Annotated in this window: 16 protein-coding genes and 1 other annotated feature; all 16 genes read right to left on the bottom strand. The window is 37.8% G+C overall.

The window, feature by feature from the left end; translation table 11 throughout:
* Positions 1–63 precede the first annotated feature (63 nt).
* A complete protein-coding gene (nusG, locus tag NSQ18_RS07570; RefSeq protein WP_016838540.1) occupies positions 64–600 on the bottom strand; it encodes a transcription termination/antitermination protein NusG in 537 nt (178 codons plus the stop codon).
* A 149-nt stretch (positions 601–749) separates the two neighbouring features.
* The gene (gene secE / locus NSQ18_RS07565) at positions 750–935 is read right to left on the bottom strand and encodes a preprotein translocase subunit SecE (protein ID WP_016838539.1); all 186 of its coding nucleotides are present in this window, start codon (positions 933–935) and stop codon (positions 750–752) included.
* A gap of 44 nt (positions 936–979) precedes the next feature.
* Positions 980–1,123, bottom strand: coding sequence for a 50S ribosomal protein L33 (rpmG, locus tag NSQ18_RS07560; protein ID WP_083839531.1), 144 nt, complete (start codon positions 1,121–1,123; stop codon positions 980–982).
* A gap of 81 nt (positions 1,124–1,204) precedes the next feature.
* On the bottom strand, positions 1,205–1,879 hold the full coding sequence (sigH, locus tag NSQ18_RS07555; protein WP_339287596.1) for an RNA polymerase sporulation sigma factor SigH: 675 nt from the start codon (positions 1,877–1,879) through the stop codon (positions 1,205–1,207).
* Positions 1,880–1,922: 43 nt separating this feature from the next.
* On the bottom strand, positions 1,923–2,435 hold the full coding sequence (locus NSQ18_RS07550) for an NYN domain-containing protein (protein WP_016838537.1): 513 nt from the start codon (positions 2,433–2,435) through the stop codon (positions 1,923–1,925).
* Between the two features lie 2 nt (positions 2,436–2,437).
* The gene (rlmB, locus tag NSQ18_RS07545) at positions 2,438–3,187 is read right to left on the bottom strand and encodes a 23S rRNA (guanosine(2251)-2'-O)-methyltransferase RlmB (protein WP_016838536.1); all 750 of its coding nucleotides are present in this window, start codon (positions 3,185–3,187) and stop codon (positions 2,438–2,440) included.
* Position 3,188: 1 nt separating this feature from the next.
* On the bottom strand, positions 3,189–3,599 hold the full coding sequence (locus NSQ18_RS07540) for a Mini-ribonuclease 3 (RefSeq protein ID WP_168412262.1): 411 nt from the start codon (positions 3,597–3,599) through the stop codon (positions 3,189–3,191).
* 1 nt (position 3,600) lies between these two features.
* A complete protein-coding gene (gene cysS, locus NSQ18_RS07535) occupies positions 3,601–5,004 on the bottom strand; it encodes a cysteine--tRNA ligase (protein ID WP_016838534.1) in 1,404 nt (467 codons plus the stop codon).
* A gap of 126 nt (positions 5,005–5,130) precedes the next feature.
* Positions 5,131–5,344: a binding site (T-box leader), on the bottom strand.
* A 48-nt stretch (positions 5,345–5,392) separates the two neighbouring features.
* Positions 5,393–6,853, bottom strand: a complete 1,461-nt coding sequence (gene gltX, locus NSQ18_RS07530) for a glutamate--tRNA ligase (protein WP_339287592.1) — start codon at positions 6,851–6,853, stop codon at positions 5,393–5,395.
* 190 nt (positions 6,854–7,043) lie between these two features.
* Positions 7,044–7,523 (bottom strand): 2-C-methyl-D-erythritol 2,4-cyclodiphosphate synthase, encoded by a 480-nt coding sequence (gene ispF / locus NSQ18_RS07525; protein WP_016838532.1) that lies wholly within the window; start codon positions 7,521–7,523, stop codon positions 7,044–7,046.
* A gap of 177 nt (positions 7,524–7,700) precedes the next feature.
* Complete coding sequence (gene ispD, locus NSQ18_RS07520; RefSeq protein WP_016838531.1) at positions 7,701–8,411, bottom strand: 2-C-methyl-D-erythritol 4-phosphate cytidylyltransferase; 711 nt, start codon at positions 8,409–8,411, stop codon at positions 7,701–7,703.
* A 31-nt stretch (positions 8,412–8,442) separates the two neighbouring features.
* Complete coding sequence (locus NSQ18_RS07515) at positions 8,443–9,537, bottom strand: PIN/TRAM domain-containing protein (RefSeq protein ID WP_016838530.1); 1,095 nt, start codon at positions 9,535–9,537, stop codon at positions 8,443–8,445.
* 198 nt (positions 9,538–9,735) lie between these two features.
* The gene (gene radA, locus NSQ18_RS07510; protein ID WP_016838528.1) at positions 9,736–11,106 is read right to left on the bottom strand and encodes a DNA repair protein RadA; all 1,371 of its coding nucleotides are present in this window, start codon (positions 11,104–11,106) and stop codon (positions 9,736–9,738) included.
* Between the two features lie 387 nt (positions 11,107–11,493).
* Complete coding sequence (locus NSQ18_RS07505) at positions 11,494–13,932, bottom strand: ATP-dependent Clp protease ATP-binding subunit (RefSeq protein ID WP_016838527.1); 2,439 nt, start codon at positions 13,930–13,932, stop codon at positions 11,494–11,496.
* Entirely contained in the window at positions 13,922–15,022 is a 1,101-nt protein-coding gene (locus tag NSQ18_RS07500; protein ID WP_016838526.1) for a protein arginine kinase, read from the bottom strand. The genes NSQ18_RS07505 and NSQ18_RS07500 overlap by 11 nt, the downstream gene beginning before the upstream one ends.
* Entirely contained in the window at positions 15,019–15,573 is a 555-nt protein-coding gene (locus NSQ18_RS07495) for a UvrB/UvrC motif-containing protein (protein ID WP_016838525.1), read from the bottom strand. The genes NSQ18_RS07500 and NSQ18_RS07495 overlap by 4 nt, the downstream gene beginning before the upstream one ends.
* Between the last annotated feature and the right edge of the window lie 14 nt (positions 15,574–15,587).

Below are 15,587 nucleotides of genomic sequence, written 5' to 3'. Positions count from 1 at the left end.
ATTTGTTAACCAAATTGGTTAAAATGTGCAAACCATTGAAATTTTTTACTCTTTTTTAAAGGTTTATACCCGTTGTACTTGTTCGAAATCTAATTCCATTTTCGTTTCCCGACCGAACATGTCAACTGAAACTTTTACTTTTCCTTTATCCACATCTATTTCCTCTACATTTCCTTGGAAATGAGCAAATGGTCCATCTAACACTTCAACTAGATCGCCAACAGCAATATCTAACTCGCCAATTGCTTTTTTGTGTAATCCCATTGAACGAAGCAGACGATCTACTTCTTCAGGCAGTAAAGGTGTCGGTTTTGCTCCTCCGCCTGATGAGCCAATAAATCCTGTCACTCCTGGGGTATTGCGAACAACGTACCAAGAATCATCAGTTAAAATCATTTCAACTAATACGTAACCCGGGAAAACTTTTCGCATCACCGTACGTTTTTTTCCATCTTTTAAATCAGTTTCTTCATGTTCAGGGATGATTACACGGAAAATGAGATCTTGCATCCCCATTGTTTCTACTCGTTTTTCGAGATTTGCTTTTACACGATTTTCATAACCTGAATAAGTATGAACTACATACCATTGTTTTTCCATAATGTATATTGGACTATTCGTCCTTCCCTCCTTTACAATTACAACCCGTTGAATCTGTATTTAATATTATAATTTACAACATAAATGAAAAAAACCCGCGAAATGTTAGACGGGCTATTTTTCGAAAGATATTTAGTATGGGGCTATAATTATATTTTTAAATACCAACGGAATGCTCCCGAAATCAATAAATCTACAAGCACAAAAAAGATTGCTACAAAAATGACTGTTGTGATTACAACAATCGTATATTTTGTAAGCTCTTTGCTTTTTGGCCAGCTTGTCTTTCTCATTTCGGACATAACTTCTTGCAGAAATTGTTTTATTTTGCCCATTCTAGCTTAACCTCCGAATAAATCATCTGTCTTCTCTATTTCAACTAGCGCGTTTGTTTGTGTAATGTGTGTCGATTGCAGCGCTGACAATACTTTTTCAATTGTAATCTAGTTGAGCTGTCTTTTTCAGGATAAGTGTAATTTCTAGAACCACACTCTTCACAGCTTAATACAATTTTCTTTGCCACTGAAAAAACCTCTATTCTGGCATTTTATCTTTTAAAGACTAACACCAAAAAAACATGCTGTCAATAATTGAGGAATGAGTTTCAAATAATTTCCCCATTTTCTAAATGGCGCTCCAATTTCCGTTTCACTCGTTGCAATGCATTATCAATTGACTTTACATGACGATTTAATTCTTCAGAAATCTCATTATAAGATTGTCCATCTAAATATAAAGTAAGCACTTGTTGTTCAAGTTCGCTTAAAATTTCGCTAATTTTTTCTTCCAAATAGGAGTACTCTTCTCGGTTAATCATTAAATGTTCTGGATTTTCTGATTCCGAGCATGTAATGACATCCATCAACGTCCGATCCGACTCTTCATCATATATTGGTTTATCAAGAGAAATATAGGAATTGAGTGGAATATGTTTCTGACGCGTTGCCGTCTTAATAGCAGTAATAATTTGGCGCGTAATACATAACTCTGCAAAAGCTTTAAAGGAAACAAGCTTGTCCTCTTTAAAATCTCTTATGGCTTTATATAAACCTATCATTCCCTCTTGTATAATATCTTCCTTGTCCGCTCCTATTAAAAAATAAGAGCGAGCTTTCGCCTTTACGAATACACGGTATTTATTAATTAAGTAATCTAACGCCTCTGTATTACCTTGATGCACTAGTTCAACAAGTTGTTCATCCGTTAGCTCGTCAAAAGATTGTACTACTTGCGATTGCTCTGTTTTTAGCAACGGCCTCACCCCAGACGTATAAATCATATTAGGAACAGTATATATGAATTGGAAAATATAGGTCAATTGATTATTTTAAACCTCTTCTCCATTTTTCGAAGGCTAACTCTACTTCTTTCGATAATGGGATTCTAGATTTAGGTCTTTCTTTCTGCGAAGTTTCTACTCTTTTTGATATTTTTGATTGAATAATTTCCAACTCTATTTCTAGTTCACGGGCTGATTTCCGAAGGGCACCATTCCCAAATATTACGTTTTGCTCCGTCATATCAGAAGTTGCTACGTATATTTGGACTTTCCTCCCTTTCAGCTCGTTTGATAATTTTTCAATACGCTCATCTGCCGTTTCGTTCTTTCTTGTAAAAATTACTTCCACCGCATTTTGTACATAAGATTTCTCTGCCCCAGAAACATGATAGGCATCGAAAACAACAATCACCCGCCATCCCATAGCGGCTTTATATTCTGCCATTAGTTCAAGCAGGCGATTTCTAGCTTCCTCTAAATCTGTATCTTTTAAAGGCCGCAATTCTTTCCAAGCACCTATCATATTATATCCATCAACTATTAGAATGTTTTTCATAACTAATCATTCACTTCTTGACGTTTTCGGTACACTTCATACATTAATAATGCCGCTGCAACAGACGCATTCAATGAATTAACATGCCCAACCATTGGCAAATGATAGAGAAAGTCACATTTCTCCTTCAGTAGTCTACTCATTCCTTTCCCTTCACTTCCAATAATGATAGCTAGTGGCAAGGTAGCATCCATTTTTCGATAGTCGGTGCTACCTTTTGCATCTGTTCCAGCAATCCAGACGCCTCTTTCTTTTAACTCATCTACTGTTTGCGCTAAATTGTTCACTCTGCAAACAGGAACATGCTCAATAGCTCCTGTAGAAGCTTTCGCTACCGTTGCTGTAAGTCCAACAGAACGTCTCTTTGGTATGATTATACCATGAACGCCAATCGCATCTGCAGTTCGCATAATTGAGCCAAGATTATGAGGGTCTTCTAATTCATCTAAAATGATGAAAAATGGATCTTCGCTTCTTGCTTTGGCCACATCAAATAAATCATCGAGTTCCGCATACTTATAAGCAGCGACAGAAGCAACGATACCTTGATGGTTGGCACTTGAAAGTTGATCGATTTTTTTCTTTGGCACAAATTGTACAAATACTCCTCGCTCGCGGGCTAAATCCAGCACTTCCTTAATTCCCGATTTTTTTACACCTTCACTAATCCATATTTTGTTCATTTCTCGGCCTGAACGAAGGGCTTCTAATACCGGGTTTTTGCCAGCAATCATTTCTCCACTTTCGCTCATGTTATGACGCTCCTTTCGCTTCTTCAACGATTTGTATTGCATAATCAATTATTTTATTCATACGTTCATACTGTTTTGTTAAATAAAGACTGCCGAGAACTGCTTCAAATCCGGAACTATTGCGATAAGTTTGAACATCCGTATTTTTCGGAACAGTACCAGACTTTGCATTGCGCCCACGTCTATAAATTGCTAACTCTTCTTCCGTTAAATACTGTTCTTCTATCATGCGATGCACAATCATTGATTGAGCTTTAGCAGAGACATATTTTGTCGCCTCATGGTGCAGCGTATTCGGTTTCGTTCGACCGCTTAACAATAAATGTTCCCTAACGCGCACCTCTAAAACGGCGTCCCCCATATATGCTAATGCAAGTGCGTTTAATTGCTTAATATCAACTAGTTGTGCCATCTTATGAACCTCGTTTCCAGCGAGTACCTTGTCGTGTATCTTCTAAAATTATGTTCATACTTAATAATTGGTCACGAATTTCATCCGCTCTCTTGAAATCACGATTTTTTCGTGCAATATTACGCTCTTCAATTAACTTTTCAATTTCTTCATCTAAAATTTCCATCTCAACAGCTAATTTAATTCCTAAAACACCACTAAGAACTTCAAATGTTTCAATAAATGCTTTTAGCACTTTTTCATCCGTATTTGTTTCGTTTACATACGTATTTGACGTGCGAGCTAGTTCAAATAAAACAGAAATACCGTTAGCTGTATTGAAATCATCATCCATTTCCTTCTCGAATTGTTTTTTCAACTCATCGATTTTTTCTAAATACAATTCACTATTTTCTGCAAGGTTCGTCGTAGATTTTAGTCGATGTTGAAGATTCGAATAAGCTGTGCGCAAGCGCTCCAATCCACTTCGAGCGGATTCAATCAATTCTTCTGAGAAATTGATTGGATGACGATAATGTACAGAAAGCATGAAAAATCTTAATACTTGCGGATCAATTTTCTGGATAATATCGTGGACTAATACGAAATTCCCAAGAGATTTTGACATTTTTTCGTTATCAATATTAATATACCCATTATGCATCCAGTAACGGGCAAAAAGTTTTCCGGTATAGCTTTCAGACTGAGCAATTTCATTTTCGTGGTGCGGGAACGTTAAATCTTGACCTCCAGCATGAATGTCAATTGTGTCACCTAGATGAGCTCTTGCCATTACGGAGCATTCAATATGCCATCCAGGTCGTCCTTCACCCCAAGGGCTACTCCAGTGAATTTCACCTGGTTTTGCAGCTTTCCAAAGAGCAAAGTCTAGTGGATCTTCTTTCTTTTCACCCGCTTCGATACGTGCGCCTACTTTTAAATCATCAATTGACTGATGACTTAGTTTTCCATAACCTTCAAACTTGCGTGTGCGGAAATATACATCCCCTTGAGATTCATAAGCATACCCTTTATTGATTAATACTTTAATAAATTCAATAATATCATCCATATGTTCTGTCACTCTCGGATGAACATCCGCTTTTTTGCATCCAAGTGCAGTGATATCCTCAAAATAAGCTTTTATAAAACGCTCTGTCAGTTCAGAAACTTCTTCTCCTAACTCGTTAGCTGCCTTAATAATTTTGTCGTCCACATCGGTGAAGTTTGATACATACTTCACATCAAACCCTTTATATTGCAAATATCTTCTTACTGTATCATAGACAATGGCAGGACGTGCATTGCCTATATGAATGTAGTTATAAACAGTTGGTCCGCATACGTACATTTTTACTTTTCCCTCTTCAAGAGGAACAAATGGTTCTTTTCTTCTTGTTAACGTATTGTAAATTTGAATTGCCATGTCATTCTCTCCTTTAGCCAATTTTCTCCGAACAAATATATCCTTCTATAACTAAATTACCACCATTTCTCTACAGGTAGCCAATAAAAATTAGCTGAATAAAAAACGCCTCCATCATATCACTATGACAGAGACGCCAATTCGCGCGGTTCCACTCTGGTTGAAAGCATGAAGCTTTCCGCTCGAGGTCTTTAACGGTGACTAGCCGACTTGCCTACTCCATTTCAGCAAAGTGCTCAAAGGTGCATTTCCGTAAAATAGAGGTTTAGGTCACTTTCAGCCTGTGGTGACCCTCTCTTTCAAACATATTTTACGTACTTCTCCTTTTCAACGCTTTCACTTTTATATCATTATATCCAAGGCTCAAAAACGGTTCATCTAAAAAATATTAATTTGTGAATTTTTCTAATCTGGCTAAAACTTTTTCTTTGCCCACTAATTCGATTGCATCCGCCAATTCCGGACCATGAGTTTGGCCTGTTGTCATCACTCGAATTGGCATAAATAAGTTTTTCCCTTTATATCCAGTTTCTTTTTGTACTGCTTTAATTGCCGCTTTAATTGACGAAGCATCAAAAACTTCCGAAGCCTCTAATTGCTGTTTAAATGATGCAGCCAATTCTTTAATATGTTCTAAAGCTAGTACTTCTTGGGCAGCTTCATCATATTCAATTTCATCTTTAAAGAACAAGCTAGATAATTCAACAATTTCTGCACCATAACTCATTTGATTATGGTATAACGCAATCAATTTTGTTGCCCATTGTTTTTGTTCACTAGTCAATTCTAAAGGAAGTAAACCGGCTTTTTGCAAGTGAGGAAGTGCTAAGTCTACTACTTCATCCAATGACAATTTTTTAATGTATTGGTTGTTCATCCATGTTAGTTTATTCCGGTCAAACATTGACGGTGATTTTGATAAACGCTTCTCATCAAAAATTTCAATCAATTGTTCTTTTGTAAAGATTTCTTCTTCCCCTTCCGGAGACCAACCAAGCAATGCAAAGAAGTTGAACATCGCTTCTGGTAAATATCCAAGCTCTTTATATTGAGAAACGAACTGGATAATGGATTCATCACGTTTTGATAACTTCTTATGATTTTCGTTCACAATGATTGTTAAATGGCCGAACTCAGGGTATTCCCAATCGAAAGCATCAAAAATCATCATTTGTTTCGGCGTATTAGATAAGTGTTCTTCTCCGCGGAATACATGCGTAATTTCCATATAATGGTCATCCAAAACAACCGCAAAGTTATAAGTAGGAATTCCATTCGCCTTCACGATAACCCAATCGCCAATATCTTTAGATTCAAAAGTAACTTCTCCGCGCACTAAATCATTAAATTTGTATGTTACATTTTCTGGAACTTTAAAACGGATTGTATAAGGAATTCCCTGCGCTTCTTTTTCAGCGATTTCCTCTTTCGTTAAATGGCGGCATTTGCCTTCGTAAGTTGGAGCAGGAATGCCTTTTGCTCTTTGGGCTTCTCTTGAAGCTTCCAATTCTTCAGGTGTGCAGAAACATTTATAAGCTAGACCTCGTTCTAATAGCTCTTCCGCATGTTTCTTATATATATCTAGTCTTTCCGTTTGGCGATATGGCGCATAAGGTCCGCCAATATCTACAGATTCATCTGGAATTATTCCAAGCCAGCGCAGATTATCAAGCTGTGACGCTTCTCCACCCTCAACATTGCGCTCCGTATCCGTATCTTCAATGCGAACAACAAATGTTCCGTTGTAATGTTTTGCAAACAAATAATTAAATAACGCAGTACGCGCTCCACCAATATGTAAATGACCGGTAGGACTTGGCGCATACCGAACACGAACTTGTTTTGTCATAATTTTTCCTCCTAAGTTTACCAGATAAAAACCTTCATTTTTATTTGGCCACTACTAGAATATTGCCATTTCCAATGCTTCCCTTAACTTTTGTACATTTTACCACTCTGTCTTCACATTGAAAAGTTAATGAGAGGGAAGAAATTTTAACTTTTCAGGAACGAATTCATCTTCTTTCAACATTTGAGAACTATTGCTTTTTTATTAACAATATTGTTGCTAATGCTGCTATACCTTCTTCTCGGCCAACAAAGCCTAATTTTTCCGTTGTAGTTGCTTTGACGTTTACTTGAGACGGGTTCGCATCCAAAAGTTCTGCTATGCGATTTCGCATTTGCTCAATATATGGAGCCATTTTAGGCTTTTGAGCCATAATTGTACAATCAACATTCCCAAGAATATACCCTTTATCATTTACTATTTTCCATATATACTCCAATAATTTCGCTGAATCTGCATCTTTATATTTTGGATCTGTATCTGGAAAATGACGTCCGATATCTCCTTCTCCAATTGCTCCAAGGGCCGCATCTGTAATTGCATGTAATAACACATCCGCATCGGAATGACCAACAAGGCCTTTCGTATGAGGTATCTCTATGCCTCCGATAATAAGTGGCCGCCCTTCTTGAAACGCATGCACATCAAATCCTTGTCCAACACGAAACATATTGTAGCTGCATGATGAAAGACTGTTCAGCCTTATATGCAGCGTTCACCATCCTTTACTGTAAAATCAGATTCCAAATTGCCACTTCATATATTAACATATTTCCCATTTGTATGGATTGTAAGCATACATTCAACCCAATTATTATGTATGGAAACAAGAAAAGACCTCACCAATCTAAAAGATTTGTGAGGTACCTTCTTTCTGCATCTGGCGGTTTTTTAAGATGGCTTCACCAAATAATAAATCTTCTTTCGTCGTCATTTTAATATTTTCATAATTGCTTTCAACAATATGGATTTCATAACCGAGGCGCTCCACTAGCATCGCTTCGTCCGTTCCTAAAAATCCTTCTTTTTCCGCTACATCCTCCGCATGCCGTAACAGTTCGTAACGAAATGCTTGCGGCGTTTGGATTGACCATAGGTTTTCCCGATCTACCGTTTCAACAATAATACCATCTTGTACTTTTTTCATCGTATCCTTCGCTCGAACTCCTGCTATCGCAGCCCCTTTTTCATATGCGGTTTCCACTAAACGGTCAATGACTTGTTGGGATATAAACGGTCTTGCAGCATCATGGACGAGAACAATCTCCACATCATTCATTACTTTTAAACATGAATGAACAGAATGTTGACGTTCTTTCCCTCCATTTGGTAACCCCTTTACCTTTGTAATTTTATAATCATTTAATAAATGTTGAATATAGTCCCTTTCTTCTGGTTTTACCGCTAAATATATTCCCGTACAGTTTCTATCCTTTTGAAAAATTTCGAGGGTGTGAATGAGGATCGGTTTATTCGCTAAAGATAAAAATAATTTGTTTTTTCCCGCTCCCATCCGTTTTCCGCTACCGGCTGCTGGCAATACTACTTCGTAATCCACGTGCTCAACTCCTACTCTTACTTTTCAACGGTTATGCAACTTGTTCGTCTTTTGGTTTAGCAAAAATCATGCGACCGGCGGATGTTTGCAGTACGCTTGTAACGGTGACTGTAATAGATTGCCCAATGTAACTACGACCACCTTCTACAACTATCATCGTTCCATCATCTAAATAGGCAACACCTTGATTTTGTTCTTTTCCATCTTTGATGACAACGACTTGCATATCCTCTCCTGGTATAACAACCGGTTTTACTGCGTTCGCAAGCTCATTAATATTCAATACTTGTACATGATGAAGATCACATACTTTGTTTAAGTTAAAATCATTTGTTAAAATTTTTGCTCCCATTTTTTTCGCTAACCGTACTAATTTTAAATCTACTTCTTGAACATCATCAAAATCTTCTTCAGAAATGATGACATTTACCGTTTTTCCGTCTTGTAATTTTTTCAACATATCTAACCCTCTTCGTCCACGGGTACGCTTCAATGTATCACTGGAATCCGCAATATGTTGTAATTCGGTTAATACGAACTGCGGCACCACTAAAACACCTTCTATAAATCCTGTTGTTGCGATATCCGCAATTCGACCATCTATTATGACGCTCGTATCTAACAATTTATATAGCGTTTTTTCTTGTGAAACAACTTGCCCAGAATCTCCAACTTTCTTTTTTGATCCTACACCGGATTTGGTAAATATTTGTGATAATTCTTCCCTCTTTTTAAATCCGACTCTAAATCCTAAATATCCGAGTGTAATAGATAATATTATTGGTAAAAAATCAGTAATTACCGGTATATTGATTCGTTCAATCGCAAACCCAACAAAATATGCTACAATTAAACCGACAATTAACCCAAGAGTACCAAATAGTAGGTCTGCAGCTGGAATTTTAAAAAGTACCTCTTCCATCCAGTTGATGAATTTTACACAATAATCTGATAAAGAAAACGATAGAAGAAATAATAACAACGCTCCTAATGCGACTGATGTATATGGATTATTTAACAACGGATTAGATGACAAATTTATAATTTCGTATAATGGCGGTAAAAAAACAAAACCTAGTGCTCCCCCAATAAAAAGAAAAGCAAATTGAATTACTCTTTTTAACATACAGCCACCTCCTTTTTGTGATATATTATCTTACTATTAATTATACATCGTTCATGAATCGTTTGCGATTTGAAACAACTACGAAATACATAATTTGTACTTTTTTCCCTTTTCGTCCAGAATATAAAATTATTTTTCCCAATTTCAAAAGGAAAAATGCCCATACATTATAAATATTGGTATGGACATCCCTTTTCATCAATTACCAAAACAAACTCTTAATGCTTCGTTAATGGTTTGCACCCCAATTACTTCAATGTCTTTTGGGTATTCCCAACCTCCTATATTAGAAGCAGGGATAATGGCTCGTTTAAATCCAAGTCTTGCAGCTTCATGAACTCTTTGTTCGATGCGGGATACCCGTCTTACTTCTCCGGTAAGTCCTACTTCACCGATATAAACATCTGTAACTTGAACAGGCTGATTTCTAAAACTGGAGACTATGGAGGTAAGAACGGCGAGATCAATCGCAGGTTCGTCCAGCTTTACGCCTCCTGCCACCTTAATATATGCATCTTGCGCTTGCAACAGCATGCCCATTCTTTTTTCCAAAACAGCCATCAATAATTGAACTCTATTTTGATCAACACCGGTAGCCATTCTTTTTGGATAATTGAAACTAGTTGGTGTAACTAATGATTGAATCTCGACAAGTATAGGTCTTGTACCTTCCATGGAAGCAACGACCGTCGAACCAGCTGCCCCATGTGAACGTTCTTCTAAAAATAATTCAGACGGATTTAACACTTCTTTTAAACCCGAATGAATCATTTCAAAAATAGCAATTTCATTAGTTGATCCGAAGCGATTTTTATGGCTTCTTAATATTCGATACGTATGATGTCTTTCACCTTCAAAATATAGTACGGTGTCTACCATATGTTCTAATATTCTAGGCCCTGCAATTTGCCCTTCCTTTGTAACATGTCCTACAAGAAATGTTGCAATTCCTTTCGTCTTCGCTATTCTCATCAATTCTGAAGTACATTCTCTAACTTGCGATACGCTCCCAGGAGCACTCGTCACTTCTGGATGATGCACTGTTTGAATGGAGTCAACAATGATAAACTTCGGTTGAACCTCTTCAATACTATGACGAATGAGTTCTAAATCAGTTTCAGCATAAATAAATAATTCATTTGATTGGACACCGATTCTTGTTGCGCGTAATCTTGTTTGTTTCAACGATTCTTCTCCTGAAATGTAAAGCACCCGATGTCCATTATTGGATAATTCAGCGGAAAGTTGCATAAGTAGCGTTGATTTCCCTATACCAGGATCTCCCCCAATCAAAACAAGTGAACCTGGTACAATTCCACCTCCAAGCACACGATTTAATTCCACCATGCTTGTTTGGACTCTTTGTTCTTCTTGTGTTTCGATGCTGATAATTGGTACGGCCTTCTGACTTATAGCTTCCGAATGCTGAAACACTCCACGAGATTTCGTCATCACTTCTATTTCTTCTACAAAGGTATTCCACTCGCCACAACCAGGACATCTCCCCAACCATTTAGGAGATTCATAGCCACATGATTGACAGCAAAACTTTGTTTTCTTTTTTGCCATTAGGTCCTCCTGCAAATTTTTTTGGTATAGCTATTATAACAAAGGTACTAGATTAGATTCATTGATGTACTAGAAAATTTCGTTAGACTAGGTAGGTCTATTTATTGAATATATCGGTTTTAGCACAAGAACTTGTTTGTGTAGTTACACTCTACGAAAGAAAAGCTACTTGCTCGTGCGTATGATTCCTTCACTTGTGCAGATATCCCCTCTGCTTGTGCATTTAACCACCAAACTTGTGCAAATACTACCTCTACTCGTGCACATAACCTCCAAACTCGTGCGGATGCTCCTTTAATGGAGATGAATACCTGTTAATAAGAAAAAATAAGCTGTACCAAAAAGACAGTGTACAGTGTCTTTTGGTACAGCTCGACTAATCAATAATTATACACTTTCAACAACATCTTTTTGTTTTACGACAAATTCGCCATCCACATAGTCAAATACAACTGTACTGTTCGTTGAAACTGTGCCTTTTAATAACTCTTCTGATAAACGGTCTTCTACATTTTTCTGTAAAGCTCTTCGAATTGGTCGTGCACCGTATTGTGGATCGTACCCTTCTTCAGCAATTTTCTCTAAAGCTGCATCTGTTAGTTCAAGTTCAATGTTTTGCTCTTTTAAGCGTTTGATTAAAGATTTTGCCATCAATAATACAATTTGTTTCAATTCTTCTTTATCCAACGGCTGGAATACGATTGTTTCATCAATACGGTTTAAGAACTCTGGGCGGAATGCTTTTTTCAATTCTTCAAGCATCGTGCTCTTCATGTCTTTATATTTATTATCTCTTCCACCCACACCGAATCCTACATTCTTTTGATACTTTAATGCTTCTGCACCAATATTGGATGTCATAATGACAACCGTATTGCGGAAATCCACTGTGCGGCCTTTTGAATCTGTTAAACGACCGTCATCAAGCACTTGTAATAAGATATTGAATACGTCTGGGTGCGCTTTTTCAATTTCATCTAAAAGTACCACTGAATATGGTTTGCGGCGGACTTTTTCCGTTAATTGCCCACCTTCTTCAAATCCTACATATCCAGGAGGTGAACCCACTAGGCGAGAAGTAGAGTGTTTCTCCATATATTCGGACATATCGATACGAATCATTGCATCTTCATCGCCAAACATTACTTCTGCTAAAGCTCTAGCAAGTTCCGTTTTACCAACCCCAGTTGGTCCTAAGAAGATAAATGAACCAATCGGGCGTTTCGGATCCTTCAATCCTGCGCGAGCACGGCGGATAGCTCTAGAAATCGCCTCAACCGCTTCATGTTGTCCGACAACGCGCTTATGCAATTCTTCTTCTAAGTTCAACAGTTTTTCAGACTCTTCTTGAGCCAGTTTATTCACTGGTATTCCAGTCCACATGGATACCACTTCTGCGATATCTTCTACTGTTACTTTTGATTCTTCTTTACCTTGCTTTTCTTTCCATAATTTTTTCGTTTGTTCTAGTTCTTCTTTAATTTTTTGCTCTGTGTCGCGTAGTGCTGCTGCTTTTTCAAATTCTTGACTTGAAACTGCTGCATTTTTCTCATTGCGCACATGTTCTAATTTTTCTTCAAGCGCTTTTAAATTTGGTGGCACTGTAAATGAGCGCAAACGCACTTTAGATCCGGCTTCATCAATCAAGTCAATGGCTTTATCTGGCAGGAAGCGGTCTGAAATGTAACGGTCAGATAATTTTGCCGCAGCTTCAATTGCTTCGTCGGTAATTTTTACTCGGTGATGCGCTTCGTAACGATCGCGAAGACCTTGAATAATTTGAATTGTTTCTTCCACAGTTGGTTCATCGACTTGAATCGGTTGGAATCTACGTTCTAAAGCTGCATCTTTTTCAATGTATTTACGATATTCATCTAGCGTAGTTGCACCGATACATTGTAATTCACCGCGAGCTAATGCCGGTTTTAAAATGTTCGAAGCGTCAATCGCACCTTCTGCACCACCAGCACCAATCAATGTATGAAGTTCATCAATGAATAAAATGACGTTACCCGCTTGGCGAATTTCATCCATTACTTTTTTCAGACGATCTTCAAATTCACCACGATATTTTGTACCTGCTACAACAGTACCCATATCAAGCGTCATTACACGCTTATCGCGCAATGTTTCCGGTACTTCATTATTAACGATTTGTTGAGCAAGTCCCTCAGCAATCGCTGTTTTACCTACACCAGGTTCACCAATTAATACCGGGTTATTTTTCGTGCGGCGAGATAACACTTCGATAACTCGTGTAATTTCTTTGCTACGTCCAATTACAGGGTCAAGGGAACCTTCACGGGCAATTGCAGTTAAATCTCGAGCCAGGCTATCAAGTGTTGGAGTGCTTACTGTTTGAGTTGGATTGGAATTTTGAGAAACATCGTTGTTACCGAGAAGCAATAAAACTTGTTGACGCGCTTTATTTAAGCTTACCCCAGCGTTCGCAAGCACTCGAGCTGCAACACCCTCACCTTCACGAATTAATGCAAGTAAAATGTGTTCTGTTCCGATGTAAGCATGACCCAGTTTTCGAGATTCATCTACGGATAGTTCAATAACTTTCTTAGCTCTTGGTGTATAGTGAACGATTGGTCCAACATCCTTCGTACCTTTTCCAACTAGTTCCTCGATACCTCGTTCAATCATCTCTGGGCTTACATCAATCGCTTCTAAAGCTTTTGCAGCAATGCCTCCACCTTCGCGAATTAGCCCGAGCAAGATATGTTCAGTTCCGATGGATTCATGCTTCCAACGAATGGCTTCTTCTTGCGCCAACTGTAACACTTTTTGAGCTCGTTGAGTAAAACGATTAAACATCATGTTTTTCCTCTCCTTTTTCCTTTAATTTCGAATTTCCATCGTTTAATTTTTCTCGTATTAATTTTGCTCGGAATACATCTCGCTCTCCTGGTTCCAAAGTTGTGCCTGCGTATTGTTGTACGAATCCTGGTTGAATCAGTATTGTGCATTCATTTAATACATGTTTTGAAACATTTTTAATTATGCCTAAATCTATGCCTAAGCGAACATTAGATAAACATGTTGCTGCTTCTTCACTTGTCATAATCCGCGCATGTTTCAAAGTACCAAAGGCACGGTGAATACGGTCCTCCAAAGCAACTTGGGATTGTTTTAATAGAGTTTGTCTTGCGTTTCGTTCTTGTTCAATGATTTGCATCACGACAGTTTGTAAATCATCAATTATTTCATCTTCTGCTTTACCGAGGGTTACTTGATTTGAAATTTGATACATGTTCCCTAGATTTTCACTGCCCTCACCGTAAATACCTCTCACGACCATGCCAAAACGAGCTAGCATTTGTGTTAATACTTTCATTTGCTTCATCATCGAAAGTCCTGGTAAATGCATCATCACAGATGCTCGTAAACCAGTTCCTACATTTGTAGGGCAACTCGTTAAATAGCCGAATTGGTTATTGAAGGCAATCGGTAAAAGTTTTTCAAGCTGACAATCTAATTTATTAGCCATTTCATAAGTTTCTATTAGTTGAAGTCCAGGGGATAAACATTGGATTCTTAAGTGGTCTTCTTCATTTACCATCACACTAATGGCTTCATCTTTTGAAATGATAACTGAAGCGAATTTTTCTCTATTGGCAAGCATCGGGCTAATGAGATGTTTTTCAACTAATACTTGACGTTGTAATACGGGCATTTCTTGAATTGTGAAATGAGAGAAATGGTGATTTCCGTTATTCAATTGGGAAAAAGCTTGCGTAACCATTTGATCAACCGTTTTCGCTTCTTCATCAGTAAATATTAATGGGAAACGGAAACCATCCAAGTTTCTCGCTAATCGAATCCGGGTGGAAATGACAATGTCATTTTCTTCACCGTCAACGCCCATCCAACTCGGTGCTTCCGCTTTTAAGAAATATTCAAGGTTCATGGTGTATCAACACCTCCCATCTCAAGCTTGCGTTCCAATGCTTTAATTTCATCTCTGAATTTCGCCGCATCTTCAAAACGTTCATCTTGTATAGCTAATTGCAGCTGTTCGCGTGCATGTTCAATTTGTTTTTTAATAATTCGGTTGTTATCCACTTTTTGTCCAGGTCTTTTTCCAGTATGTTTGGTTCCCGCTTGTATTTTTGCAAGTACTTGCGGAAGTTTTTCGCCAAAGGTTTCATAGCATTGTGGGCAACCCAATTTACCTTCATTTAAAAATTTACGAAAAGTAAATCCGCAAGCCGGACATGCATTAGTCTGGATGGATGGTTGAACAGCTCTTTCTTGTGTTTCATTTTTCCAAATAGGCATCCCAAACCAATTAGATAACAATTGATGGATTGGGATTTGTTCTTCTTTATGAAAGTCTAAGTTGAATGGATGAAATTGTGCTGCACATACTTCACAATAATGCTTCTCACTTTTATGGCCATTTATTATTTGTGTAACTGTAACGGTTGCTTTCCGTTGTTTACAGTGTTCACAAATCATGACCCACCACCTCT

This window comes from Ureibacillus sp. FSL K6-0786, from assembly GCF_037965165.1.
Classification (GTDB): Bacteria; Bacillota; Bacilli; order Bacillales_A; family Planococcaceae; genus Ureibacillus; species Ureibacillus thermosphaericus.
The sequence above is the reverse complement of the archived record's forward strand: the minus strand, read 5'-3'. Positions and strand labels throughout refer to the sequence as shown.

Coding starts and splice junctions, on each gene's coding strand:
- nusG (WP_016838540.1), bottom strand. CDS start 600: ATGGAAAAACAATGGTATGTAGTTCATACTTATTCAGGTTATGAAAAT.
- secE (WP_016838539.1), bottom strand. CDS start 935: ATGGGCAAAATAAAACAATTTCTGCAAGAAGTTATGTCCGAAATGAGA.
- sigH (WP_339287596.1), bottom strand. CDS start 1,879: ATGATTTATACGTCTGGGGTGAGGCCGTTGCTAAAAACAGAGCAATCG.
- NSQ18_RS07550 (WP_016838537.1), bottom strand. CDS start 2,435: ATGAAAAACATTCTAATAGTTGATGGATATAATATGATAGGTGCTTGG.
- rlmB (WP_016838536.1), bottom strand. CDS start 3,187: ATGAGCGAAAGTGGAGAAATGATTGCTGGCAAAAACCCGGTATTAGAA.
- NSQ18_RS07540 (WP_168412262.1), bottom strand. CDS start 3,599: ATGGCACAACTAGTTGATATTAAGCAATTAAACGCACTTGCATTAGCA.
- cysS (WP_016838534.1), bottom strand. CDS start 5,004: ATGGCAATTCAAATTTACAATACGTTAACAAGAAGAAAAGAACCATTT.
- gltX (WP_339287592.1), bottom strand. CDS start 6,853: ATGACAAAACAAGTTCGTGTTCGGTATGCGCCAAGTCCTACCGGTCAT.
- ispF (WP_016838532.1), bottom strand. CDS start 7,523: ATGTTTCGTGTTGGACAAGGATTTGATGTGCATGCGTTTCAAGAAGGG.
- NSQ18_RS07515 (WP_016838530.1), bottom strand. CDS start 9,537: ATGTTAAAAAGAGTAATTCAATTTGCTTTTCTTTTTATTGGGGGAGCA.
- radA (WP_016838528.1), bottom strand. CDS start 11,106: ATGGCAAAAAAGAAAACAAAGTTTTGCTGTCAATCATGTGGCTATGAA.
- NSQ18_RS07505 (WP_016838527.1), bottom strand. CDS start 13,932: ATGATGTTTAATCGTTTTACTCAACGAGCTCAAAAAGTGTTACAGTTG.
- NSQ18_RS07500 (WP_016838526.1), bottom strand. CDS start 15,022: ATGAACCTTGAATATTTCTTAAAAGCGGAAGCACCGAGTTGGATGGGC.
- NSQ18_RS07495 (WP_016838525.1), bottom strand. CDS start 15,573: ATGATTTGTGAACACTGTAAACAACGGAAAGCAACCGTTACAGTTACA.